Annotated in this window: 25 protein-coding genes and 1 tRNA gene; 13 read left to right on the top strand and 13 right to left on the bottom strand. The window is 62.1% G+C overall.

The annotated features are described in order from the left end of the window. Positions 1–47: 47 nt before the first annotated feature. The gene (locus tag EN949_RS02465) at positions 48–617 is read right to left on the bottom strand and encodes a TetR/AcrR family transcriptional regulator (RefSeq protein WP_063168675.1); all 570 of its coding nucleotides are present in this window, start codon (positions 615–617) and stop codon (positions 48–50) included. A gap of 104 nt (positions 618–721) precedes the next feature. Here EN949_RS02465 and EN949_RS02460 point away from each other — a divergent pair, with 104 nt between their 5' ends. Further along, entirely contained in the window at positions 722–1,537 is an 816-nt protein-coding gene (locus tag EN949_RS02460) for an oxidoreductase (RefSeq protein ID WP_127366513.1), read from the top strand. A 65-nt stretch (positions 1,538–1,602) separates the two neighbouring features. Then, positions 1,603–2,604, top strand: coding sequence for an NADP-dependent oxidoreductase (locus EN949_RS02455; RefSeq protein WP_127366512.1), 1,002 nt, complete (start codon positions 1,603–1,605; stop codon positions 2,602–2,604). 20 nt (positions 2,605–2,624) lie between these two features. Here the strand turns inward: EN949_RS02455 and EN949_RS02450 are convergent, their stop codons facing one another. The 3 genes from EN949_RS02450 to EN949_RS02440 all read right to left on the bottom strand — a co-directional run bounded on the left by EN949_RS02450 (position 2,625) and on the right by EN949_RS02440 (position 4,887). Next, a complete protein-coding gene (locus tag EN949_RS02450; protein ID WP_206523580.1) occupies positions 2,625–3,098 on the bottom strand; it encodes a VOC family protein in 474 nt (157 codons plus the stop codon). Positions 3,099–3,141: 43 nt separating this feature from the next. After that, positions 3,142–4,290: an amidohydrolase gene (locus tag EN949_RS02445; protein ID WP_127366510.1), complete on the bottom strand. Its 1,149-nt coding sequence runs from the start codon at positions 4,288–4,290 to the stop codon at positions 3,142–3,144. 153 nt (positions 4,291–4,443) lie between these two features. Further along, positions 4,444–4,887, bottom strand: coding sequence for an SRPBCC family protein (locus EN949_RS02440; RefSeq protein WP_013530517.1), 444 nt, complete (start codon positions 4,885–4,887; stop codon positions 4,444–4,446). Between the two features lie 435 nt (positions 4,888–5,322). Here EN949_RS02440 and EN949_RS02435 point away from each other — a divergent pair, with 435 nt between their 5' ends. Continuing rightward, positions 5,323–5,466, top strand: a complete 144-nt coding sequence (locus EN949_RS02435; protein WP_013530518.1) for a hypothetical protein — start codon at positions 5,323–5,325, stop codon at positions 5,464–5,466. A gap of 97 nt (positions 5,467–5,563) precedes the next feature. Here EN949_RS02435 and EN949_RS02430 read toward each other — a convergent pair whose 3' ends face one another. Then, on the bottom strand, positions 5,564–6,256 hold the full coding sequence (locus tag EN949_RS02430; RefSeq protein ID WP_063168672.1) for a DUF2270 domain-containing protein: 693 nt from the start codon (positions 6,254–6,256) through the stop codon (positions 5,564–5,566). 476 nt (positions 6,257–6,732) lie between these two features. Here EN949_RS02430 and EN949_RS02425 point away from each other — a divergent pair, with 476 nt between their 5' ends. The 3 genes from EN949_RS02425 (at position 6,733) to EN949_RS02415 (ending at position 9,463) form a co-directional block, all read left to right on the top strand. Further along, a complete protein-coding gene (locus tag EN949_RS02425) occupies positions 6,733–7,254 on the top strand; it encodes an Hsp20/alpha crystallin family protein (protein WP_013530520.1) in 522 nt (173 codons plus the stop codon). Positions 7,255–7,380: 126 nt separating this feature from the next. Beyond that, positions 7,381–8,115 carry a gamma-glutamylcyclotransferase gene (locus EN949_RS02420; protein WP_063172682.1) on the top strand — a complete coding sequence of 245 codons (735 nt, stop codon included), beginning with the start codon at positions 7,381–7,383 and terminating at the stop codon, positions 8,113–8,115. Between the two features lie 196 nt (positions 8,116–8,311). Next, on the top strand, positions 8,312–9,463 hold the full coding sequence (locus EN949_RS02415; protein WP_063172681.1) for an acyltransferase: 1,152 nt from the start codon (positions 8,312–8,314) through the stop codon (positions 9,461–9,463). Here EN949_RS02415 and EN949_RS02410 read toward each other — a convergent pair. From EN949_RS02410 to EN949_RS02390, 5 genes are all read right to left on the bottom strand, one after another. Continuing rightward, positions 9,450–11,429 carry a glycoside hydrolase family 127 protein gene (locus EN949_RS02410; protein ID WP_127366281.1) on the bottom strand — a complete coding sequence of 660 codons (1,980 nt, stop codon included), beginning with the start codon at positions 11,427–11,429 and terminating at the stop codon, positions 9,450–9,452. The genes EN949_RS02415 and EN949_RS02410 overlap by 14 nt on opposite strands. A gap of 14 nt (positions 11,430–11,443) precedes the next feature. Continuing rightward, positions 11,444–12,301: a carbohydrate ABC transporter permease gene (locus EN949_RS02405; protein WP_127366280.1), complete on the bottom strand. Its 858-nt coding sequence runs from the start codon at positions 12,299–12,301 to the stop codon at positions 11,444–11,446. Beyond that, positions 12,301–13,224, bottom strand: coding sequence for a sugar ABC transporter permease (locus EN949_RS02400; RefSeq protein WP_024503911.1), 924 nt, complete (start codon positions 13,222–13,224; stop codon positions 12,301–12,303). Before EN949_RS02400 ends, EN949_RS02405 begins: the two co-directional genes overlap by 1 nt. Positions 13,225–13,498: 274 nt before the next feature. Further along, a complete protein-coding gene (locus EN949_RS02395; protein ID WP_013530526.1) occupies positions 13,499–14,746 on the bottom strand; it encodes a sugar ABC transporter substrate-binding protein in 1,248 nt (415 codons plus the stop codon). Between the two features lie 63 nt (positions 14,747–14,809). Then, positions 14,810–15,853, bottom strand: a complete 1,044-nt coding sequence (locus tag EN949_RS02390) for a LacI family DNA-binding transcriptional regulator (protein WP_127370713.1) — start codon at positions 15,851–15,853, stop codon at positions 14,810–14,812. A gap of 458 nt (positions 15,854–16,311) precedes the next feature. On the opposite strand from EN949_RS02390, the gene EN949_RS02385 reads away from it, so the two are divergent. The 4 genes from EN949_RS02385 to EN949_RS02370 all read left to right on the top strand — a co-directional run bounded on the left by EN949_RS02385 (position 16,312) and on the right by EN949_RS02370 (position 17,265). Further along, positions 16,312–16,387, top strand: a tRNA-Cys gene (locus tag EN949_RS02385). Between the two features lie 202 nt (positions 16,388–16,589). Further along, positions 16,590–16,793, top strand: a complete 204-nt coding sequence (locus EN949_RS02380; protein WP_127367758.1) for a hypothetical protein — start codon at positions 16,590–16,592, stop codon at positions 16,791–16,793. Positions 16,794–16,798: 5 nt separating this feature from the next. Continuing rightward, positions 16,799–16,990, top strand: a complete 192-nt coding sequence (locus EN949_RS02375) for a hypothetical protein (protein ID WP_027160878.1) — start codon at positions 16,799–16,801, stop codon at positions 16,988–16,990. Positions 16,991–17,043: 53 nt separating this feature from the next. Next, positions 17,044–17,265, top strand: coding sequence for a DUF6500 family protein (locus tag EN949_RS02370; protein WP_127367757.1), 222 nt, complete (start codon positions 17,044–17,046; stop codon positions 17,263–17,265). A 31-nt stretch (positions 17,266–17,296) separates the two neighbouring features. Here the strand turns inward: EN949_RS02370 and EN949_RS02365 are convergent, their stop codons facing one another. Both EN949_RS02365 and EN949_RS02360 read right to left on the bottom strand, forming a co-directional pair. After that, positions 17,297–17,563 (bottom strand): DUF1488 domain-containing protein, encoded by a 267-nt coding sequence (locus EN949_RS02365; protein ID WP_013530531.1) that lies wholly within the window; start codon positions 17,561–17,563, stop codon positions 17,297–17,299. After that, complete coding sequence (locus EN949_RS02360; protein WP_013530532.1) at positions 17,560–17,808, bottom strand: hypothetical protein; 249 nt, start codon at positions 17,806–17,808, stop codon at positions 17,560–17,562. Before EN949_RS02360 ends, EN949_RS02365 begins: the two co-directional genes overlap by 4 nt. A gap of 251 nt (positions 17,809–18,059) precedes the next feature. Between EN949_RS02360 and EN949_RS02355 the strand changes: the two genes are divergently transcribed. The 3 genes from EN949_RS02355 (at position 18,060) to EN949_RS02345 (ending at position 20,835) form a co-directional block, all read left to right on the top strand. Then, positions 18,060–18,422, top strand: coding sequence for a co-chaperone GroES (locus tag EN949_RS02355; RefSeq protein ID WP_013530533.1), 363 nt, complete (start codon positions 18,060–18,062; stop codon positions 18,420–18,422). Positions 18,423–18,455: 33 nt separating this feature from the next. Then, positions 18,456–20,087 (top strand): chaperonin GroEL, encoded by a 1,632-nt coding sequence (groL, locus tag EN949_RS02350; RefSeq protein ID WP_127371624.1) that lies wholly within the window; start codon positions 18,456–18,458, stop codon positions 20,085–20,087. A gap of 250 nt (positions 20,088–20,337) precedes the next feature. Next, positions 20,338–20,835: a GAF domain-containing protein gene (locus EN949_RS02345; protein ID WP_013530535.1), complete on the top strand. Its 498-nt coding sequence runs from the start codon at positions 20,338–20,340 to the stop codon at positions 20,833–20,835. 8 nt (positions 20,836–20,843) lie between these two features. Here the strand turns inward: EN949_RS02345 and EN949_RS02340 are convergent, their stop codons facing one another. After that, a complete protein-coding gene (locus tag EN949_RS02340; protein ID WP_063168666.1) occupies positions 20,844–21,893 on the bottom strand; it encodes a dienelactone hydrolase in 1,050 nt (349 codons plus the stop codon). Between the last annotated feature and the right edge of the window lie 87 nt (positions 21,894–21,980).

The following is a 21,980-nucleotide window of genomic DNA, read 5'->3' as shown; positions in this document are numbered from 1 at the left end:
TCATACCGCATGAGAATGACTTTGACGTGCCCACGCGTGGTATGCCCTTAACTCTGCTCGATCAGCGCGCGCGCCGCAGCTTTCCCTGCCGCAAGGATACGATCCGACAATTCCGTTCCCTCCACGGCACGGGCCAGCTGAAGCGTGCCAATGAGGGTCGCAAAGATAGCGAACGCAACGCCCTCCGGATCAGGAGTTTGCGGCGGCAGCTCTACCGACACCTGGCGTACCTGGGTCAGCAAACGCTCGGTATAAAGCTGACGCGTTTCGGGTGGCTCACGGGCGATTTCCGCCAGCAAGGCGGCAGAGGCGCAGCCCTTCCCGGGGTTATCCCGATGCGCCGCCGACAGATATGTGTCTATGGCCATTGCCAAGCCGCCGGAGGCCAATGCTTGCCGTATCTCGTCGGACTGATCCTCGAGAGCTGCAGCGACCGTTTCACGGACAAGCGCCGCCTTTGATTGAAAGTGGGGATAGAAAGCCCCGTTCGTCAGCCCGGCGTCGCCCATGATGGTTGCCAGTCCGGACGCCGCTATGCCGTTTTTCCGAAAGCGTTCCGCGGCGACCTCCAGGATCCGGCCGCGCGACGCGTCCTTCCTGCCCTTTTCGTAGCGCATGGCTGCTATTCCTTTCTGCTATTGCATTATGGTCATAATCTGATATTACGACTGTAATTTAACGGATGAAAAAAAGCTAGCCCCCCATGAGTTTGGAGCACGAAATGAAAACGAATGCCGGAAAAACCGCCGTTGTGACCGGGGCCTCTTCGGGCATCGGCCGCGCCAGTGCCGAAGCCCTTGCGCGGGCCGGGTTCACCGTCTTCGGAACCAGCCGGCGCAAGGCCGGCAACGATCCGGACGGGGTGACCATGCTGATCTGCGACGTGACCGACAGTGAGGCCGTTGCCGCACTCGTTTCGACGGTGCTCTCGCAGACCGGCCGGATCGACCTCTTGGTCAACAATGCCGGGGTCGGCCAGCTTGGAGGCGCCGAGGAATTCTCGATTGCCCAGGTGCAGGCTCTGTTCGACGTCAATCTGTTCGGCGTCATCCGCATGACCAATGCGGTGCTGCCGTCGATGCGGCAGCGTGGCGAGGGGCACATCATCAATATCGGCTCTGTGCTGGGACTGGTGCCGGCGCCGTATTCAGCGCATTATTCGGCGGTCAAGCACGCGCTCGAGGGCTATTCGGAATCGCTCGACCACGAGGTTCGCGCCTTCAATATCCGCGTTTCGGTCATCGAGCCGGCATTCGTTCGTACTGTCTTCGACCAGAACGGGATCCAGCCGGATTCGCCGTTGCAGGAATACGATCAAGCCCGAGCTACGCTGGAAGCGCTGCTTCGCGACGTGATGCCTGTCGCCGACCGGCCGGAAGTGGTGGCGCACGTGGTCGTCAAGGCAGCGACCGATGCCCGTCCGCAACGGCGCTACACCGCCGGCAAGGCTGCGCGCCAGGTCAGCCTGCTGCGTCGCTTTGCTCCCGCGGGGATATTCGACAAGAGCCTGCGGAAACAATTCCGCCTGCCCGTTTGAACGCAGCGAGCAGAGGATTTCACGCACATGCGACACACCAAAATCACTCTCAGAAAGTCACTGCCATGAAGGCATTCGTCGTCGACAAGTACAGCAAGAACGGCACTCTGCGGCTAGCCGAAATGCCGGAGCCGAAACTCGGGGACAGCGATGTCCTGGTCGAGGTCCACGCAGCGGCGGTGAACCTGCTCGATTCCAAGGTCAAAACCGGAGAGTTCAAGCTGATCCTGCCCTATCGCCGGCCCTTCATCCTGGGTCACGACGTGGCCGGGAGGGTTGTGCGCGTGGGATCGAAAGTCCGCAAATTCAACCTGGGCGACGACGTCTATGCGCGGCCGCGCGATGGCCGGATCGGGACGTTCGCCGAGTTCATAGCCATGGATGAAGCCGACGTGGCCCTGAAACCCGGGAACCTCAGCATGGAGGAGGCGGCCTCGATCCCGCTGGTCGGCCTGACCGCCTGGCAGGCGCTCGTCGAAAGGGCCAAGCTGAAGAAGGGACAGAAGGTCTTCATTCAAGCCGGTTCCGGCGGCGTGGGGACATTCGCCATCCAACTGGCAAAGCATCTCGGCGCGACCATTGCGACCACCGCCAGCGCGGCGAGTGCCGGTCTGGTCAAGGGGCTCGGCGCCGATATCGTCGTCGACTACAGGAAAGACGATTTCGAGAAAGTCCTTTCGGGCTACGACGTCGTCTTGAACAGCCAGGACGCCAAGACACTTGAAAAATCACTGAATGTGCTGAAACCGGGTGGCAAGCTCATCTCCATCTCCGGCCCACCGGATCCGGAATTTGCCAGGGAAAAGGGACTGAACGTGGTGCTGAGGCTGGTGCTTCGCCTGCTGAGCCGCGGTATTCGAGCGAAAGCCAAGCGCCGTGGCGTGACGTTCTCGTTCCTTTTCATGTGGGCGCAGGGCGAGCAGCTGAGCAAGATCGCATCGCTCATCGAATCCGGCGCGATCCGCCCGGTCGTCGATCGGATATTTCCCTTCGAGGCGACCAATGAGGCGCTGGCCTATGTCGAAACAGGACGCGCCAAGGGCAAGGTCGTCATCAAGGTCAGATAGCAACTCAGCCCCGATCGAGGTCAGCCGCGCCGGGCTGCGTCGATCGCCGCGACGTCGATCTTCGTCATCTCCATCATCGCATCAAAGGCGCGTTTGGCTTCCTCGCCGCCGGCCGCCGTGGCCTCGGTCAGCGTGCGCGGCGTGATTTGCCAGGACACGCCCCATTTGTCCTTGCACCAGCCGCACACGCTCTCCTGGCCGCCATTGCCGACGATGGCATTCCAGTAGCGGTCGGTTTCCTGCTGATCGTCGGTGGCGATCTGGAACGAGAAGGCCTCGTTCTGCTTGAATGTGGAGCCGCCGTTCAATCCGATGCAGGGAATGCCGGCGACGGTAAATTCGACCGTCAACACGTCGCCTTTCATGCCGGACGGAAAATCGCTCGGCGCACGGTGAACGGCGCCCACGCTGGTGTCGGGAAAGGTCTCTGCGTAGAAGCGCGCCGCAGCCTCGGCGTCCTTGTCGAACCAAAGGCAAATCGTGTTCTTCGGTATCTTTGGCATTGCATGTTCCTTTCGGCGTTGGAGTTGGCGGAGGTCAACCCAGGAGATTGCGTGCCGTGCGCATGAAGATCCTCGACCCGATCGGGATCAGGTCGTCGGGAAAGTCATAGTCGGGATTGTGCAAGGCGGGGTGCCGCTCGCCCGCACCGAGGAAGAACATCGCCGACTTGGCACTATGGCCGAACAGGCCGAAATCTTCCGAGGCGCGCATCGGCAGGGCCTCTTCGCCGTGCGATACGCCCTCTTCATCGAGCGCGCGCCGCAGATGCTCCACCGCGTCCGGCGCGTTGACGCTGGCGACGAAGATCTCGTGATAGTCCCAGCGGGCGGTAAGGCGATGCTCGCCCGCGATCCTGGCGACCAGTGCTTCGGCAGCAGCACAAAGGTTCGCCATGCGCTCGTCACGCCGGGTGCGCAGCGTTGCCCACACCTGCGCATGAGCAGGCGCGATGCCGAACACGGCTTCGCCCATCGCGGCATGGGTGACGGTCAGCATGGAGAAGTCGTCGTCGGCGAAGGTTCCGCGCCCGAGCGCCGGCAGCGCCGGCATCAGCTCACTGATCGCCAGCATCGGCGAGGTGCCGGTCTCCGGCATGGATGAATGGGCGGTCTTGCCCTCCAGCACGATGCGCATGCCGCGTGACGCACAGTTGACCACGCCGGGCTTGAGCCGCACCTCGCCGAACGGCACGCCAGGCAGGTTGTGCAGCGAGAAAGCGAAATCCGGCGCGATCTCGCCGAAGCGGGGATCGGCAACGACGCCGGCTGCGCCATTGCCGGTTTCCTCCGCCGGCTGGAACATCAGCACGACGCGGCCACTTGCAGGCCGCTCGCGCCCCAACTGCCGACCGAGGGATGCCAGGATGGCGGTGTGTCCGTCATGGCCGCACATATGCGACTTGCCCGGCACGCGCGACGCATGCGGCACGCCTGAAAGTTCTTCGATAGGCAAGGCATCGAGTTCCGAACGGAACAGCACCGTCGGCCCTGCTTTGCCGCTGTCATATGTGACCGCGACGCCGTGCCCGCCGAGCTGTGTCAGCACCTTGTCCGGCCCCGTATCGGCGAGGAAGGCGACGACCTCCTTTGCCGTCTTCTCCTCTTCATTCGAGATTTCCGGATTCTGGTGCAGCTGGCGCCGCCACGCCGTCAACTCGACGATGTCTCGGTTGGTCAGAGTCATGCTTTTTCAACCTCCGCTGCATTCTTCATCGACACGTCCAGGCACAGGGGTGCCGCAATGATGAATTGCTAGCGACAAAGGGCAGTTCCCGCCACAGTCCAAGTTTCAGGCTTCGGCATGCCAGAAACGGCCGTTCTCCCGGCCATCCGCAGCCTATTGATTGATCTCGGGCTCGACGAGCTTTGCCAGATTTCTGAGCGATTCCTGCCAGCCGAGATAGCAGGCCTCGACCGGAATGACGTCCGGAATGCCGGCCTGGGTAATGTCGATTTCAGTGCCGACCGACACTTTTTTCAAGACCACGGTCACCCGTATCTCGCCGGGCAGGTTGGGATCGTCGAACCTGTCGGTGTAGAGCAGGCGCTCGCCCGGAACGAGTTCAAGGTATTCGCCGCCGAAGGCGTGGCTGTCGCCGGTGGTGAAATTGCGGAACGACATCTTGAACGTGCCTCCGACCTTTGCCTCGAAATTATGGACCGTGCAGGTGAAGCCGTTTGGCGGAAGCCACTTGGCCAGCGCGTCCGCTTCAACGAAGGCGCGATAGACCTTTTCCGGGCTGGTCGTCAGAACGCGGTGCAAACGTACGGTGCCGGGCATTGCTGGATCCTTTCATGAATGCCTGTTCGATACCCCAAGGACGGACGAAGCCTAGCCAGTCCGACATTGGTTTGCGAATTTTTTGACGGGAGGCGGCCTGCCTACGCCGCGGACATGCGTTCGACCCCGAGCTATCAACACGAAGCTCGGGCGAGGCGGCGGATGAACTGCACCGGCTTCGGAGCTGGCGCTCACCTGCTAAATCGAGTTCCTGAGCCATCTTGTTGTTCGGGCGTGTTTTTGTCGATTGCCGCGAACGGCCGCGCGTCCCCGTCAATGCTTCGAACGCCGCCAAATAGGGCAGCGCGTCTTTGCCGTCCATGTGCCGATCATTAGAATTTGCATCTGATCAGAGTTGATTTCCTATCAAGCCGTTAATGCGGCCATGCTGTTAATCAGCATTTGCTAATGAGTCTTTCGAACCTGAGGCAAGCAATGACCAAGAATCTCGGCAATGCACGTCATACGCCGGCGAAGGACCCGCAGGTCTCCCTTCTGGGCAAAGCCGCGCCGGCGCTGTTTCCGCTGGTCGTGGCGGCACTGGGTTACATGGTTGGCAAGCAGTTCTTCGGCATCTAGGCGCGAAGTTCCGTTCCCTCAAACGTCTCGGCGGACCGACCATCTCAGCGCGCGGGCCGCCGTTTGCGTTGCAGCGGCGTGTTGCCGGGCATCAACGTCAAACATGCACGTCGCCAAAGGACAGTTCGCCGTCGTTATCGGCCGTGAAAAAGACGATGGCAAGCAACCCGACATAGAATGCGGCCACGACAACCACGATCGCCACACCGGGAACGGGGCCAAGGGCGGCGCTGTCTACGGCTTCGCGAAGCGAACCGGCAAAGCCGGTCCTGACGCCCACGGTTTGAAGGCTGGGGGTGGATATCTTGAGCACCCAGGCCAGCAAGAGGATCAGGAACAGGTAGATGTAATTTCGCCGCAGCCGACGGGCCAGCGCGACGCGCTGCGACAGCAGGAACTTCGGCGCGCGTAGGCCTTCCCCGACGATGAGCAGCCAGTCCGAGGCAAAGTCGGGCTGTGGGGAAAAGATCTGCGCGAAATAGTGGCGCTCGAACTGGCGTACGCGCGCCCGATAGAAATCGAAGAACCGATAGCGGCGCGCCTCGATCCATAGCAGCAGCAAGATCAGCAGCATGGCGAAAAGCAGCACGCCGTGATGCGCACTGGCCGTCGACAGCGATACCGAAAGCAGCGCCGCCACCACCGTGATTGCCCAGTTGGTTGTCCTGTCCAGCCGGTCGCGCCATCCCGCCATGCGAGCGATCTCGGCGCGGTGAAAATGCGACAGCGTGTTGACGCGCTCCGCCGATGAAAGGACGGGGCCAGCGGGCTTTGCCGACGCGTCGTTCATGGCATCCTCCGGCAAGGAACAGAACGGCCTGCCAGCGGCATTGTTCCCTGTCCTCGAGACCGCCGATCCAGCCGACCAGCCGCGCGTTGAGGCCGAGGCGGCTCCGGTCCAGCAGACACCAAGCTGGCGGTTGACCACTGTTTCGCGAAGTGCCGATCGAAGGGCACGACTGATGTGGACAGCACCGGTGACGCAGGCACCTGCATGCACCAATCACATTACATTACGAGGTCTTGACCCACCCGCGACGGAGTCCAAAATCCTCCGCACCAGTGCCGACGAGGCGCCGGCTTCACGGGCGCCGCGCGGGTCAGGGGCGGTGGCCTTCGGGCAGGCTCAGGTGCGCGAGCCCCCGCCACTGATCCAGGCGTTTCCAACGGGACCGGAGCGCCAATGGCGCAGACGCGCATCGTCCGAGCATGGCAACCAGAGCATGCAAACGAACGATAGACAGGATCAAGAAAGGAGCAAATGCAATGACCATTCGTGATCTGATGCCATGGGGTCGCGATCCAAACCAGGTTCAGACCCTCTCAGGCGACCGCGATCAGGACCCATTCATGAGCCTGCATCGCGAGATGAACCGCCTTGTTGACGACATGTTCCGCGGTTTCGGTTCACGTCTTCCATCCTTGGGCAGGCTCTCTTCAGCGGGCGGTGGCTGGCCTAGCGTGGAAATCTCGGAAACGGACAAGGAAATCCGCGTGACCGCCGAGATACCCGGCATGGAGGAAAAGGACATCGAGGTGTTGCTCGATGACGGCGTCCTGACGTTGCGCGGTGAAAAACACGCCGAAACCGACGACAAGGAACGTCAGTTCTCCGAGCGATTCTACGGCCGCTTCGAACGTCGCATTCCGATCGGCTTCGAAGTCGAAGAAGACAAGGTCGCTGCCGATTTCCGCAACGGCGTGCTGTTCGTCACCTTGCCGAAATCCGAGAAGGCACAGAACAAGATGAGGCGCATCCCCATCGGCGGCAAGAGCACCAAGCACTAGAATGATTGGATGCCGGGCGGGAGGGTCACCCGCCCGGCATCGGCCGTTGAATTTTGCGCCGGTCACATGGACCCTTGAGAATCCCTCTGCCTTCGGCAACATGACGGCGACGGTAGAGGGTATGAAATGAACCAGCCGATTTCTGCCATATCGCCGCGCAAGTCCGTGCCGCGCAACACGCCGATGGCGCTGACCGAGGCGTTGGTCGCGCGCACTATGCGTGCTGTCGAGGATGCCGGGCCGACGCCGGGCATGGTTCACATGACCGACGCCGACTATGCGCGCATCCGCGACGAGGTGCTGGCCGGCGCTCCGGCCGGGCCGCTGAAACTATTTGCCTATGGCTCGCTGCTGTGGAAGCCCGCCGGCGAGGTGAGGGGCGGAGAACGCGCGGTGGCCAGCGGCTGGCATCGTTCGTTCTGCTTCACGGTGCAGCGTTTTCGCGGCACGGTCGAGCAGCCCGGCTTGATGATGGCGCTCGATCGCGGCGGCCAGTGCCAGGGCGTGGTGTTCGAGATCGCGGAACCGGTGGCGGCCAACCTCGAAGCGCTGCTGCGCCGCGAAATGACCATCCTGCCCGCCGTCAACGTGCCGCGCTGGCTGCAGGTCAGGACCGAAGGCGGCCCATGTCGCGCGCTTGGCTTCGTCGTCGATCCCGCCAATCCGCGTTATGCCGGCAAGCTCGACAAGCAGGCGATCGCGGCGACGCTGGTGACAGCCGTCGGTCATTGGGGCTCGGGCGCGCAATATCTATTCGAGACGATCCGCCACCTCGAAGCCTGCGGCATCCGCGACCGCAATCTGTGGCGGCTGCAGGAACTGGTGGCGGAAGAGATCGGGCTGACCGTCGCCCAGAAGTGATCCGCCCAGAAGTGATCCGCTCAGACGCGGCACGCTTCAGTCGTGTTTGGCTCCGGATGCTTGCAGGCCACAGCACCTTGCGAAGCAAATCTCTGATTTCGGAAGTCTCCGCAGTGAAGGTTTAATGAATTGAAAACAGTTCTGGGCCAACGATGACCTGAACACCGGCGCAGGACACGGTGCGCGTGGGCCAATCATGAAATCCTCGACCGGAGAGCACTACCCAGCGCTGGATCATGTTCGTGGCCTGGCGGCTTTTCTTGTCTTTACCTGGCATTTCCTTCATGCTTCTCCTGAAGGCCCCGTGCCTTATGACTTCGTGCCGGCTCTTCCTATCTTCAGCGTTCTGGATGAGGGGCATACTGGCGTTTCCCTGTTCATGGCGCTTTCCGGCTACCTGTTCGCCAAGCTGCTCGATGGAAAGCAGATCAACTATCTGCCCTTCTTTGCCAACAGGGCCCTCAGGCTGCTTCCGCTTCTCCTGGTCGTGCTATGCATCGAGGCCTGCCGCAGGTACGTGGCCGGCCAGTCCCTCGACGGGTATTTCACGGGCGTCGGATTGGGGTTTCTTTTTCCCACCCTCCCGAATGGCGGCTGGTCGATAACGATCGAAGCGCACTTCTACCTGTTGCTGCCGTTCTTGCTGATGGTATCCAGGCGGTTTGTGTTCGCGCCCTTGCTGTTCATCGCGGCAGCCATTGTGCTGAGGTCCGTCCTGTATGTGCAGATCGGCGAAGTGCAGTCGGCGGCGTCCGCAACCATCATAGGCCATGCGGATCAGTTCCTGGCCGGCATTCTTGCCTTTCACCTGCGTGCCCACGCGAAGAACCAACACTGGCTGGCGCTGGCCGTTCTCATGGCTTTTTCGGGGTTCTTCTGGTGGTTCGATGCAGCCGGCGGATTTTACCAACTGGGCCGCTATCCGTCGCCTCATTGGATATGGATCATCCTGCCGACCCTGGAGGCGACAGCCTATTCATTCGGCATCGCCTACTACGACACGAGCTTTTCGAGAAAGCGAACAAGCCCGCCATTCAGGGTACTGGAGAAGGCTGGGGCCTACAGCTATTCGATCTATCTTCTGCACCTGTTCTTCGTCATGCAATTGGCAGCGTTCATAGACACGAATGTCATGAGCATCAGCAATTTCTACGTCGCATGCCTCTGGTCCGCATTGTGCTTCGTGGCGACGATCCCGATCGGCTATCTCAGCTATACCTGCGTCGAGGCGCCATTCCTGCGCCTGCGTCTGCGCTATATGGACCAAAAGCCCGAAACCGCGGCATCGACCGCGGCTGAGCTTGGATCGGTCATCGCCGATACACCGACCTCGTTCAGCCGTCCCTGAGCCATACCAGCATCTCGCCGGGCTCGCGATTGTCCCAGGCGAAATAGGGAATGTAGGTCAGGCGCGTCTCGGCGGTGGCCGGCGGCTCGGGCCTGTAGAGCCCGTCCTGCCAGCCGTCGGAGACATCGGCAAGTGCCGCGGTCGACAGCGTCACCACGCCGCCGAGAAGTTCCGGCCGGTGCTGCGCTTCGATGGTGGCCGTCCGCGGCAGCGTCAGGCGATGCGGCTGGCTGTCATTGTCTGATGCCTCGACGCAATAGATCAGCGGGCCGCGTGACAGCGCGACGCGGCCAGCATCCTGGCGCACCTGCGGGTTGGCATAAAGCCGCTCGATCGGCATTTCGAGATCGAGCCGGACATTGTCGCCCTTTTTCCATGTCCGCTTGATCGCGGCGTAGCCGTCGCTGGTGATATCCGCCAGCCTGATGGCTTCGCCGTTTATCTTCAACCCGGCACTGGCGCTCCAGGCGGGAATGCGCAGGTGCAAAGTGAACTCGACCGGCGCCCGCGGTTCGAGCATGATGTCGACGGCGCCGTCCCAGGGATAGCTGCTAACCTGCGTCAGGCTCACCGGGACGCCCGATATATCGAAGCGCGCGGTCGAGTCGCCATAGAGGTGGACGGCCAGCGCATCGTCGGCCAGGCTGTAGAAATAGCTGCCGATCGAGGCGACCATGCGCCCGATATTGGGCGGGCAGCACGGGCAGCGGTGCCACTTCCACCTGTTGTGCTTGCCCCGGCTTTCCAATGGATTCTCGTAGAAAAACAGCGAGCCGTCGAGCGACAGGCCCGAGATCGAACCGTTGTAGAGGGCGCGTTCCATCATGTCGGCGTAGCGCGCGTTCGGCCCCATGCCGAGCATGCGGCTGGCCCAGAACACCAAGCCGACCGCCGCACAGGTCTCGGCATAGGCGCTTTCGTTGGGCAGGTCGTAGTCGCTGGTGAAGCCCTCATTGTGCGCCGACGGCCCCAGTCCGCCAGTGATGTAGAGACTCTTGGTGGTGAGATCGTCCCACAGAAGGTCGAGTGCTGCTCGCAGCGTATCATCGCCATATTCGGTCGCGATATCGGCCATGCCGGAATAGAGGTACATCGCCCTGACAGCATGGCCGACGACCTTGTTCTGTTCTCGCACCGGGATATGCGACTGGCTGTATTCATAGGTCTTGAAATGATAGGCCTTCGGGTCGGCGCCGCGGGCGCGGGCCTCCTCGTCGAAATAATGCGGCTGCTGACCGCGCTGGTCGATGAAGTATCTGGCCAACTCCATATATTTCCGCTCGCCGGTCACCCGTGCCAGCTTGACCAGCGCCAGCTCGATCTCCTCGTGGCCGCAATAGCCCTTCTTCTTGCCGGGCTCCGGGCCGAGTACCGACGCGATGTGGTCGGCATAGCGGCACATGATATCGAGCAGCTTGCGTTTTCCCGTCGCCTGGTAGTAGGCGACCGCGCCCTCGATCAGGTGCCCGGCGCAATAGAGCTCGTGGCAGTCGCGCAGATTGGTCCAGCGCTTGCCGGGCTGGATGCGTTGGTACCAGCTGGAGAGATAGCCGTCGTCCTGCTGCAGCCTGCTATACATGTCGATGACGGCATCGATCTTCTTCTCCAGTTCGGGATTCTTGCGCCGGTACAGCGAATAGGCCGCGGTCTCGATCGTCTTGCCGAGATCGGAATCCCAGAACATCTGCGTGGTCACCGTCGATCCGGTGAATTCCGCGCCCTGGCGGTCGGCTTCGTCGGGAGAGGGCGAGTGGAAGGGGATGACTATGCCAGGCGAGGGACGGTCCGGATCGATCTGCTCCAGCATGCGGGCCTCCACGCAGCGCTCGTAAAGGATATCGGCGGTGCGGGCGGCGACAGCGTCGGCGCGATCGCCCCAGAAGCCGTGCACGTCGACCTGCGGCACCGGCAGCGGGCGGAAGGCGAGCTTCGGTTTCCCGGTTTTTGCGGATGGCGATGCGGTCATGAATTTACTCCATTCTATTTGACGGCCCCGGCCATCAGGCCGCGGATGTAGAAGCGCTGCAGCGCCAGGAACAGGATGAGGCACGGCACCATCATCACGGTGACGCCCGCCTGCACCGCGCCCCAGTCGATGGCGCCGAAGCGGCCCGACTGCAGTGCGGTCATCATCACGGGCAGCGTGAATTTGGATTGATCGGTCATCAGCACGAGGGCGGCGAGGAATTCGTTCCAGGCGCCGAGGAAGGCAAACAGGGCGATGGTGACGACGCCCGGCCAGACCAGCGGCAGCATCACCTTCCAAAGCATGGTGAGATTGCCGGCGCCGTCCATGCGGGCGGCTTCCTCGATCTCGCGCGGCACTGCGTCGAAGGCGTTGCGCATCATGAAGATCGAAAACGGCAGTTGCAGCGTCACATAAACGCCGACCAGGCCGGTCAGCGTGTTGTGCAGGCCAAGCTTGGTCAGCACCAGGAAGATCGGCGTCAGGATCGACTGGAACGGGATCATGATCGTCGACAGGATGAGGATGAAGAACAGGTCCTTGAACGGAAACCGGAACCGCGAAAAGCCGTAGCCGGCCAGCACGCTGACGGCGACCGACAGCACGACGGTCATCACCGAGACGTAGATGCTGTTTTGCGCCGAGACCCACAGCCCGTCGCCGAAGCTGTTGAGCGTGGCGTAGTTCTCCAGCGAGAAGCCTGATGTCGGCCAGGGCGGCAGCGGCGGCAGGCGCGCTTCGGTCGCTGGCTTGAACGCCGACAGCACCGCCCACACGATCGGCGCGGCAAACAGCACCGAGGCGACGATGCCGGTCGAATGCTCGCCGATGCGGCTCAAGAGCCGGCGGTTGCGGGAAGCGGCCTGCGCCATCAGTCGAGCCCCTCCGGCTTGCGCAGCAGCCACAGCTGGACGAGGCTGAGCGCCACCAGGATCACCAGCAGCACCATCGACAAAGCCGCGCCGTAGCCGAGCTTGAACGACACGAAGGACTGGTTGAAGATCCAGTAGACCGCCGTCAGCGTCTGGTTGCGTGGGCCGCCGCGCAGGATGATGTAGAACTGGTCGAAGGCGAGGATCGAGCCGGCGACCGACAGGATCAGGGCCAGCGCCAGCGTGCGGCGCATCAGCGGCAAAGTGATCGCCCTGAACCTGGCGAACGGACCGGCGCCGTCGATGACGGCCGCCTCCTGCAGATCCTGCGGGATCGATTGCAGGCCGGCCATCAGAATGATCATGGTGAAGCCGGCGACCTTCCAGACGACCATGGCGATGATCGACCAGAAGGCCGGCTGGAAGGTGGCCAAAAGGTTGAACTTCCTGTCGATCAGGCCAAGGTCGTAGGCGGCCGGGCTGAATAGGCCGGAATCGACGTTCAACAGCCATGACCAGAGCAGGCTGGCCGAGGCAAAGCCGACAACCGCCGGCATGAAGAACATCGTCCGGTAAAGATTGGTCAGCGGCCGCGGCCGCTCGACGAACAGTGCCAGCGGAAACGCCACCACGAAGATCGCGATGGTGACGATCACGGTGTAGTAGGCGGTGAAGCGCAGCGCGTTCCAGAACCGGGTGTCGCGCAGGATGGCGACATAGTTGCCGAGGCCGATAAAGCTGTGCTCGCCCATCAGGGGCCAGTTGTGCAGCGACATCCACGCCGTCATGCCGAGCGGGATCAGGAAAAAGACGACGACCAGCGCGACAGCCGGCGCGACATAGAGCAGGCCGATCCATTGGTGGCGGCTGGCGACCTTGCGGGCGCGGGGCGGGGCAGGGGTTGCTGCGGTGATGACGGTCATGACTGCGCGCTCGATGCTATTGGGACATTGGCAAAGAACCCCCTCACCCGGATTGCCAACCCAATTGAAGAGAGCAATTCGGGGCAATCCGACCTCTCCCCGAGGGGAGAGGAGGTTGCCGGGGATGGTGCCAGCCTCTTCTCCCCAGCGGGGAGAAGGTGGCCGCGAAGCGGCCGGATGAGGGGGTCTTTTCTCAACGCGATAGCCCTGCCGTTGGCGATGCGGTATCCGGCCACCCGCCCAGGGAGACAGGCGGGCGGCCAGCAGGCGTCCGCTACTTCTGCGGCGCCTGGTCGATGATCGACTGCATCGTTTCCTGCGCATTGGCTATCGCGCCATCGACATCGTCGCCGAAGAAGACCTCGTTGATCATCTGCGTCCACGGGCCGTTGGCGGAGTTGATCAGGTCGTTGAACACCACCGAATAGGGCGTCTTGCCCTTGGCCATGGCTTCGGCGGCGATCTGGTAGCGCGGATCGAGATCCTTCAACGCGTCCTTGGCGATGTCGCCGCGCACCGGCAGGCTTCCGTATTTGGCAAGGATGGTCTGGCCCTCGAGCGAATAGGCGAAGTCGAGGAACTCCTTCACCACGGGCAGTTTCGTGGTGCCCTTGGTGACGACGAAATTGTCGCCGCCCGCAAAGGAGGACCAGCCGCTGTCCTTGCCCGGCAGGAAGGTGACGCCGTAATCGATGTCGGGATACTGGGTGTTGAGCGCGCCGATGGCAAAGGCGCCGGACGGCGAGATGCCGATATTGCCGGCGGCGAAGGCGGCAAAGAAATTGGCGCCGGTGTCGGTCTGTGCGCCTGCCGGTACCAGATCCTTCTTGACCATCGAGCGGTAGAGATCGATGGCGCCGCGCAGCTGCGGGCTGTCCAGCGTCGCCTTCGAGCCGTCTTCGCTCAGGATGTCGCCACCAGACGCCCAGATCAGGGGCGTGAAGGTGAAGATGTTGCAGCCGCCGCAATTGCCGGAGAAGTAGAAGCCCTTGATGTTGCCGCCGAGCGCGTTGACCTTCTCGGCATCGGCCGCGATCTCGGCCCAGTTGGCCGGGCCTTTTTCGGGATCGAGGCCGGCCTGCTTGAACAGCTTCTTGTTCCAGATCAGCACCGAGGCGTCGGCGGAGAAGGGCAGGCCGTAAATGTGGTCTTTGTAGGTGCCGGTCTTCACATGCGCCGGCGACAGGCTGGCAAAATAGGGCAGGGACTTTGCCCAGTCGGTGATGTCCTCCAATTGGCCGGCTGCGGCGAAGGAGGGCGTGTAGATCAGGTCGAGCGACAGCGCGTCGGGCGCTGTGCCGCCGGCGGCCGCGGCACCGTATTTGGGGATGATCTCGGCATTGGGGATGATATCGAGCTTGACCTGGTTGGTGTGCGCCTTGTTGTAGGCATCGACGATCCTCGGCATGAAATTCGAACCGTCGGCGCGCACCCATATGTTGGCCGTCTCGGCGGCGGCAGTGCCGAGACCGCCGCCCAGAACGGCAGCGGCCAGGGCCAGTTTGGCAATCAGGTTCCTCATGTTCTCCTCCTCCAAGGTTGGCCGCGGTCCGCGGCTTGGCGCCGATTGCGCGGCGCTTCGTTTTCAGCCACCCGGCGGATGGCCGCATGACTGCCGCACCACCAGCCGGCACGGCAGTTTTCGAATGCCGGGCGCGGCGGGCTTGCCGCCGACCAGCGAAAGCAGGGTCAACCCGGCCTCGCGCCCGAGCGCGACCAGGTTCATGTCGACAGAGGTCAGCGGCGGGCGCGTCGCCTCGGCCACGATCTCCCAATTGTCGAAACCGATGACGCCGACATCCCTGGGTACGTCGAGGCCGCGTTCGCGCAGAGCATCGATGACGCCGCGCGCGATCTGGTCGTTGCCGCAGAAGACCGCGTCGGGCCTTTCGCTTTTGCCGTCGAACAGTTGCGCAACCGCCTGGTGACCCCAGGCTTCCGACCAGGAGCCGAGCAGCGGCTCGCTGACCGTCAGGCCGTTTTCGGCGAGCACGTCGCGGTAAGCCTGAACGCGCGCGTGTACCACGGCAAAGCTCGCCGGCCCGGTGACGTGGGCGATGCGCTTGCGGCCAAGCCGGCAAAAATGCTCGACGGCCAGCCGGGCGCCGCCAACATCGTCCGAGACGAAGGCGACGGCGTCGGGGTCGGGCTGCGTGAAGGCATAGATCACCGGGACGCGCAGATTGGAGAGGTCGACGGGCAGATGACGATCGATGCGCTTGCCAGTGGCGATGATGCCGTCAACGCGCTTGTCGAGCATGGCGTCGACATGCATCTGGCCCAGCCGCGGATCCTCCTCGACATTGCACAGGAACACCGAGACGCCATTGTCGACCAGCGCGTCCGAAATGCCCGACATCAGCGGCAGCGAGAAGCGGCCATAGGTATCGTTGGTGAGCAGGCCGACGGTGAAGCTGCGGCGTCGGAGCAGGCTTTGCGCCAGGCTGTTGGGCCGGAAGCCAAGCCGCCGGGCGGTCTCGCGAATGCGTTCGCGCGTCTCGGCTGTCATCCGGCCCTGGCTGTTGAGCGCCTTGGATGCGGTAGCGACGCTGACTCCGGCCTGCGCGGCCACGTCACGCAAGGTGACTGGCTTGGAAAAGACCGGAACAGGCTGATCATCCGATGGCATCGCGCCGAGAGTCCTTAGTTGGAAAAAGGTTTTCTCTTACCAATCTGAAAGAGGCCCGGCAGGTGGCCAAGCCCGACTGAAATTGTTTGAGAAAACCTTTTCTCAGCTGAGGCTAGACCAGATTGGATCGCCGTTCAAGGGAAAAGCTGGTTGGGCCTCGGCTCTCTTCCTTCGAATGCAAACGCGGGTTAAAGCAGCGCCGGCAGCACTTAGCTCAGGGGAAGAGCGCCAGTCGCAGTGCTGGAGGCCCTCGGTCGAGACGGGGCGGGCTGCCGCTTGAGGCGTGAAGGATCGCAGCGTGCGCGGGATGCGAGGTCCGGCAAAGGGTTGGCGCTGCCGGGCAGCAAACCTGGCCGCAATATGTGCTGGCGGACGGTCTGAAGATCGTGCCGAAAATTCTGAACAGTCCCTCGGGATTAACCTTTCCGTAAATATTTGGCCGCTACTTCAACAGCCATGGCCTCGTGGCGGAGCGGCTACGCTGGAGACGGCAAATCTCTGAAGCCTCGGTTCGATTCCGAGGCGAGGCCTCCAAAATTTCGCGTCGAACAGCAGTCCCAATCTGCCCCAAGGGCAGTCAGTCCCCACGAATAGATTTGTGCGTTACGAAGGCGGTGCGGACCGGACGTTAAAGCAGTCCTGTCTTGCATTTGGCATGCCGGCACGCGCGAAAAGAGTGGTATGGAAGGGAGCCGAGCGTTCTTGCTTCGCTTTTTCCTGACATTCGAGGCCTTTCGTGCGTGAACCGTCACTGCTGCCCGTCTTTGGAAAACTTGGCCTCAAGGTTCCTGCCGCCCTGGCGGCGGCACCGGCCTCGTCGGCAGGTGTGTCGCACCTGCGGAAGCTTCTGGCTGTGCATGGCGGCATGGTGCTGAAACTGTCGGTCGTCGCCTGGACGGTGCTGATCCTGGGCGCCGTGTTTTTCACGATGCAAGGCTGACCGGCATGGCCAACCGCTACACGCTGCGTATGGAGCTTCCCCAGAGCTGGAGCATCATCGATGTCTTCACCGGCCAGCCTGCGGTGGTCCGGCAAAAGGTGATGGTCGGGATGGGGCCGCGCGAGGCCGAGGACATGGTCGTGCAGATGAATGTCCGCGATGTCAAACGCCGCGAACGGGCCGAGCGCAAGGCCTGATCCGTAGCGGCCCGCCGGCGGAAGCCTGCCGCACCGCAAATCAAGGGATTCCCGTGAGAGCCAGCCTGAAGCAGAAGATACTGGAGGTTTGCGACCGCAAGATCTCCGAGAAGGGGGCCGGCGTCGGCGTGTCGTTCTATGCGTTTTTCGCCAACAGAAACGACAACCCCGAACTCCTGATGGAAGCCGCCGAATGGTGGATCAGAACCCACCGCCTCGACCATTTCGAAAAGGCTGCGAAGATACGCGCGATGGTCGAGGAGATGGATCTTTAATCGTCGTTTTGAGCGACATGCAATGGACTGATCAGCCGAAATCGGACGCCGTCAGAACATACATGCTCTTGTGGGTGCGGTCGTAGGCCTTCGACGCGACCTCGCGGATGGCACTGCTCTCGGTGTCGAATGTCTGGAGATAACCGGCTTCATCGGCCGCGGTTCCCGGCCGCATCTTGGCCATGGCGTCGGCGGCGACGGAAAACGAGATCTGGAACATGCCGTCATGGCCGACGAAACGAATGCGCTGGCCCGCCTCGTCATAGCTGCGGCTGCGGTTGGGGAAGGTGAGGCTCATGTCTTGGCCTCCGTGACTTTCTTGGTCACCCGCTTCTTCTTCGGCGTCGGATTGAGGGCCTCGGCGACACGATCAGCCTCTTCCTTGGCCAGCCGAAGCTCCCTCAGCCTTGCCGTCTTGATCTCCCTGGCTCTTGCCTCGGACATATATTCGGCGGTCGCCTTGTTTTTCTCCGCTGTCTTCTTCTGCTTGTCGACAAAGCGGGCTTCAGCTTTTTCCATGATCGTCTGATTGCCTTCGGCCATCGAAGAAATCTCCCTTGTGCCTGAAATCGTGAAAGTGAACTTGTCCGATAAATAGGTACTCGATCGGCAAAATTCAATCTTTTGAATTATTTGACATTCTGCGGATATCACGAAACGGCCAGCTGAAATAATACTTTTGAATATTTAATTTGGTACGCGAATAATTTTTGGCACTCCTATCTATCGAGTGCCAACGCGTCTATAGAGGAGGGGCGTGGCCGCCTGTGCCGGCCCCCAGAAAGAAAGTTCCCATGAAATTTCGGCCACTCCACGACCGCGTCGTCATTCGTCGCGCCGAAGGCGATATCAAATCCAAGGGCGGGATCATCATCCCCGACACTGCCAAGGAAAAGCCGCAGGAGGGCGAAGTCATCGCTGTCGGCCCTGGCGCACGCGACGAAAACGGCGCGCTTGTTCCGCTCGACGTCAAGGCCGGCGACTTCATCCTGTTCGGCAAATGGTCGGGCACCGAGGTCAAGATCGACGGCGAGGACCTTCTGATCATGAAGGAAGCCGACATTATGGGCGTCATCGACAAGGACGAGACTGGCATCATCGACAAGGGCGAGACCGCTGCAACCGACAAGACCGTGGCCGCCAAGAAAGCTGCCTGACCTTATTTTCTCCGAACGTACTGGATAAAAATCATGTCTGCCAAGGAAATCAAATTCTCCACCGACGCGCGCGACCGCATGCTGCGCGGCGTCGAGATCCTTACCAATGCTGTGAAGGTCACGCTCGGCCCCAAGGGCCGCAACGTCATCATCGACAAGGCCTATGGCGCGCCGCGCATCACCAAGGACGGCGTCACCGTCGCCAAGGAAATCGAGCTTGCCGACAAGTTCGAGAACATGGGCGCCCAGATGGTGCGCGAAGTGGCCTCGAAGACCAACGACCTCGCCGGTGACGGCACCACCACCGCCACGGTGCTGGCCGCCTCGATCCTGCGCGAAGGCGCCAAGCTGGTCGCCGCCGGCATGAATCCCATGGATTTGAAGCGCGGCATCGACCAGGCGGTTTCCGCCGTGGTCAAGGAAATCCAGGCGCGCGCCAAGAAGGTCAAGTCGTCGGCCGAGATCGCGCAGGTCGGCACCATCGCCGCCAATGGCGATGCCAGCGTCGGCGAGATGATCGCCAAGGCTATGGACAAGGTCGGCAATGACGGCGTCATCACCGTCGAGGAAGCCAAGACCGCAGAGACCGAACTCGACGTCGTCGAAGGCATGCAGTTCGACCGCGGCTATCTCTCGCCCTATTTCGTCACCAATGCCGACAAGATGCGCGTCGAGCTGGAAGAACCCTACATCCTCATCCACGAGAAGAAGCTCGGCAATCTGCAGGCGATGCTGCCGATCCTCGAAGCGGTGGTGCAGAGCGGCAGGCCGCTGCTGATCATCTCCGAGGACGTCGAGGGCGAGGCTCTGGCGACGCTGGTCGTCAACAAGCTGCGCGGCGGCCTCAAGGTCGCGGCCGTCAAGGCGCCTGGCTTCGGCGATCGCCGCAAGGCGATGCTGGAAGACATCGCCGTGCTCACGTCGGGCCAGATGATCTCCGAGGACCTCGGCATCAAGCTCGAAAACGTCACCATCGAGATGCTCGGCCGCGCCAAGCGCGTGCTGATCGAGAAGGACACCACCACGATCATCGACGGTGCCGGCACCAAGGCGACCATCCAGGCGCGCGTCGCTCAGATCAGGGGCCAGATCGAGGAGACGACGTCAGACTACGACAAGGAAAAGCTGCAGGAGCGGCTGGCCAAGCTCGCCGGCGGCGTTGCCGTCATCCGCGTCGGCGGCGTCACCGAGTCGGAAGTCAAGGAAAAGAAGGACCGCATCGACGATGCGCTGAACGCCACCCGCGCGGCGGTCGAGGAAGGCATCGTGCCCGGCGGCGGCGTCGCTCTGCTGCGTGCCCGCTCGGCGCTTGGCGGCCTGACCGGCGCCAATGCCGATGTCACGGCCGGCATCACGATCGTGCTGCGGGCGCTCGAAGCGCCGATCCGCCAGATCGCCGAGAATTCCGGCGTCGAAGGCTCAATCGTCGTCGGCAAGCTCACCGACAGCAAGGACCACAATCAGGGTTTTGACGCCCAGAACGAGGTCTATGTCGACATGATCAAGGCAGGCATCGTCGATCCGGCGAAAGTGGTGCGCACCGCACTCCAGGATGCCGGCTCGATCGCAGCCCTTCTGATCACCGCCGAAGCGATGATCACCGACGTTCCGGCCAAGGATGCAGCACCTGCGGGTGGCGGCGGTGGCGGCATGGGCGGCTACTAAAACCCAGGATTTGTCCGATCTGTTGGAGATGTGAATGGCGGCCCCGATCGGGGCCGCTACGATTCTCAAGATGATCATCGCAAAGTTTACGCAGTCGCCCGGCTCAATCCCGGGAGGCAATCATGATCTTGCGGCTTTCGAAGGGGACGCAATCCACGCTAGACTGTCCAGGCGGCCGTCTGGTTGCGGAGCTCGCCGGACTTTGGCAAGCGATCGGACGAACCGCCATCCCCGACACGGAGACACGTTCATGTTTGCGGCCAAGGCCATCGACACCTCAGACAAGCCCACGTTCTACCGCGACCTCGCCACCCAATTGAAGGCGCTGCTCGAGGGTGAGCGCGATTCGATCGCCAACGCCGCCAACACCGCAGCACTCATCTTCCAGATGGTGCCGGACCTCAACTGGGCCGGTTTCTATTTCCTGCAGTCGGACGAGGAAATGGTGCTCGGGCCGTTCCAGGGCAAGCCGGCCTGTGTGCGCATCGCCGTCGGCAAGGGCGTGTGCGGAACGGCGGTCGAACTCGGCACCTCGATGCTGATCAAGGACGTGCATGATTTTCCCGGCCACATCGCCTGCGATGCCGATTCGCGCTCGGAACTGGTGGTGCTGCTCGAGGACGATGAAGGCGTCTTCGGCGTGCTCGATCTCGACAGCCCGCTGCCCGGCCGCTTCGACAAGGCCGACCAGGCCGGCATCGAGACGCTGGCGGCGATCTATGCCGCGGCGAGTTCGTTCGAGGACTGAGCTGCGTCCTACGGCTCGGTCTTCAGCGCGCGATTGAAAGCTGCAATCGTCATGTCGATCAGTTGCGCGTGAATATCACCGCGCGATCGTGCTCCACCGTCATCGCAAACCGGGTCGCCGATCTGTTCGGCCGCAATGATGCCGGCAGCGCCGGGCTTACATTCGCCGAACATGCTGTAGTGGCTCGCATCCGCGATCGTCGCATAGCTCGCCTTTGAAATTGCTTTTGCGATCTCGGATGCGTCGGCGGTCACGGGAATCTTTCCTGGTCGGCCAAGATTGACGATAGCGACCGGAATTTTGATACCGGCAAAGCTTTTGACATCGAAGACATCGGATGGGGCAGGATCGATCGCCATGGCGAAATGAATGCGCTCATCCCGGTTGTCCCGACCGGCGGCCTGCAAATCCATGGCGTGAAGATCGACGCCGCTTTGCCTGACCCAGTCGCAGAGCGAGGCATTGAGCAGGTCCGTATCGCAATAGGCCGCCAGCAATTTCGGATCGATGCGGGCACCGGCTATCGCCAGCGCCGTGTTGCCGCCCATGGAAAGACCGAGGACGCCTACTTTGCCTTGTTCGAGGTGCCCTGCGAAGAAAGCGTCCTTCGCCGTCGCGGTCAGGGCAGCCGTGAGATCGGCGGGCCGCAACCAGAGTTTCATCGTCTCGGCGGCGGATCTGTTTTTCCCCGTATTTCCCGGGTGTGTGGGAGCGGCGACGACGAATCCCTGCCTGGCCAGAGGCGTTGCAATCCAGCTCAGGGCGTGTGGGGTTCCCGCCAGGCCAGCGCCATGCGAAAGCAGGATAAGCGGAAATTTTCCGCCAGCGATAGGCGCATCGCGCATGGCGGCCGTTCCGGCGAAAAGCGCGGTGTCGCCTGATATAACCATCTCGCCGCCCGGTTGCGCGGGATACCAGACCGTCACATCGAGATCGATGCCGCGCTCCTTGGATGGGGCAGGGAACTGACGAACGCCGACATTGTCGCCGGCGTCTGCGGGATGTTGCATGAGCGCCGTGGAAACAGCGACGGCGCAGAGCATAGTCCAGAATTTCATTGAAATCTCCGTTGTCGAACGCGCCCTATAGGTGGCAAGGCCGGAGGCTACAGCGTCCGGGCAAGCTGGCGGTCATGTTCGATTGCA

It is taken from the genome of Mesorhizobium sp. M7A.F.Ca.US.007.01.2.1 (genome assembly GCF_003998165.1).
GTDB classification, from domain to species: Bacteria; Pseudomonadota; Alphaproteobacteria; order Rhizobiales; family Rhizobiaceae; genus Mesorhizobium; species Mesorhizobium ciceri.
The sequence above is the reverse complement of the archived record's forward strand: the minus strand, read 5'-3'. Positions and strand labels throughout refer to the sequence as shown.

Excerpts from the sequence above, each read along its gene's own strand:
- EN949_RS02465 (WP_063168675.1), bottom strand. The coding sequence starts at position 617 with ATGCGCTACGAAAAGGGCAGGAAGGACGCGTCGCGCGGCCGGATCCTG.
- EN949_RS02460 (WP_127366513.1), top strand. The coding sequence starts at position 722 with ATGAAAACGAATGCCGGAAAAACCGCCGTTGTGACCGGGGCCTCTTCG.
- EN949_RS02455 (WP_127366512.1), top strand. The coding sequence starts at position 1,603 with ATGAAGGCATTCGTCGTCGACAAGTACAGCAAGAACGGCACTCTGCGG.
- EN949_RS02445 (WP_127366510.1), bottom strand. The coding sequence starts at position 4,290 with ATGACTCTGACCAACCGAGACATCGTCGAGTTGACGGCGTGGCGGCGC.
- EN949_RS02440 (WP_013530517.1), bottom strand. The coding sequence starts at position 4,887 with ATGCCCGGCACCGTACGTTTGCACCGCGTTCTGACGACCAGCCCGGAA.
- EN949_RS02435 (WP_013530518.1), top strand. The coding sequence starts at position 5,323 with ATGACCAAGAATCTCGGCAATGCACGTCATACGCCGGCGAAGGACCCG.
- EN949_RS02430 (WP_063168672.1), bottom strand. The coding sequence starts at position 6,256 with ATGAACGACGCGTCGGCAAAGCCCGCTGGCCCCGTCCTTTCATCGGCG.
- EN949_RS02425 (WP_013530520.1), top strand. The coding sequence starts at position 6,733 with ATGACCATTCGTGATCTGATGCCATGGGGTCGCGATCCAAACCAGGTT.
- EN949_RS02420 (WP_063172682.1), top strand. The coding sequence starts at position 7,381 with ATGAACCAGCCGATTTCTGCCATATCGCCGCGCAAGTCCGTGCCGCGC.
- EN949_RS02415 (WP_063172681.1), top strand. The coding sequence starts at position 8,312 with ATGAAATCCTCGACCGGAGAGCACTACCCAGCGCTGGATCATGTTCGT.
- EN949_RS02410 (WP_127366281.1), bottom strand. The coding sequence starts at position 11,429 with ATGACCGCATCGCCATCCGCAAAAACCGGGAAACCGAAGCTCGCCTTC.
- EN949_RS02405 (WP_127366280.1), bottom strand. The coding sequence starts at position 12,301 with ATGGCGCAGGCCGCTTCCCGCAACCGCCGGCTCTTGAGCCGCATCGGC.
- EN949_RS02400 (WP_024503911.1), bottom strand. The coding sequence starts at position 13,224 with ATGACCGTCATCACCGCAGCAACCCCTGCCCCGCCCCGCGCCCGCAAG.
- EN949_RS02395 (WP_013530526.1), bottom strand. The coding sequence starts at position 14,746 with ATGAGGAACCTGATTGCCAAACTGGCCCTGGCCGCTGCCGTTCTGGGC.
- EN949_RS02390 (WP_127370713.1), bottom strand. The coding sequence starts at position 15,853 with ATGCCATCGGATGATCAGCCTGTTCCGGTCTTTTCCAAGCCAGTCACC.
- EN949_RS02375 (WP_027160878.1), top strand. The coding sequence starts at position 16,799 with ATGGCCAACCGCTACACGCTGCGTATGGAGCTTCCCCAGAGCTGGAGC.
- EN949_RS02365 (WP_013530531.1), bottom strand. The coding sequence starts at position 17,563 with ATGAGCCTCACCTTCCCCAACCGCAGCCGCAGCTATGACGAGGCGGGC.
- EN949_RS02360 (WP_013530532.1), bottom strand. The coding sequence starts at position 17,808 with ATGGCCGAAGGCAATCAGACGATCATGGAAAAAGCTGAAGCCCGCTTT.
- EN949_RS02355 (WP_013530533.1), top strand. The coding sequence starts at position 18,060 with ATGAAATTTCGGCCACTCCACGACCGCGTCGTCATTCGTCGCGCCGAA.
- groL (WP_127371624.1), top strand. The coding sequence starts at position 18,456 with ATGTCTGCCAAGGAAATCAAATTCTCCACCGACGCGCGCGACCGCATG.
- EN949_RS02345 (WP_013530535.1), top strand. The coding sequence starts at position 20,338 with ATGTTTGCGGCCAAGGCCATCGACACCTCAGACAAGCCCACGTTCTAC.
- EN949_RS02340 (WP_063168666.1), bottom strand. The coding sequence starts at position 21,893 with ATGAAATTCTGGACTATGCTCTGCGCCGTCGCTGTTTCCACGGCGCTC.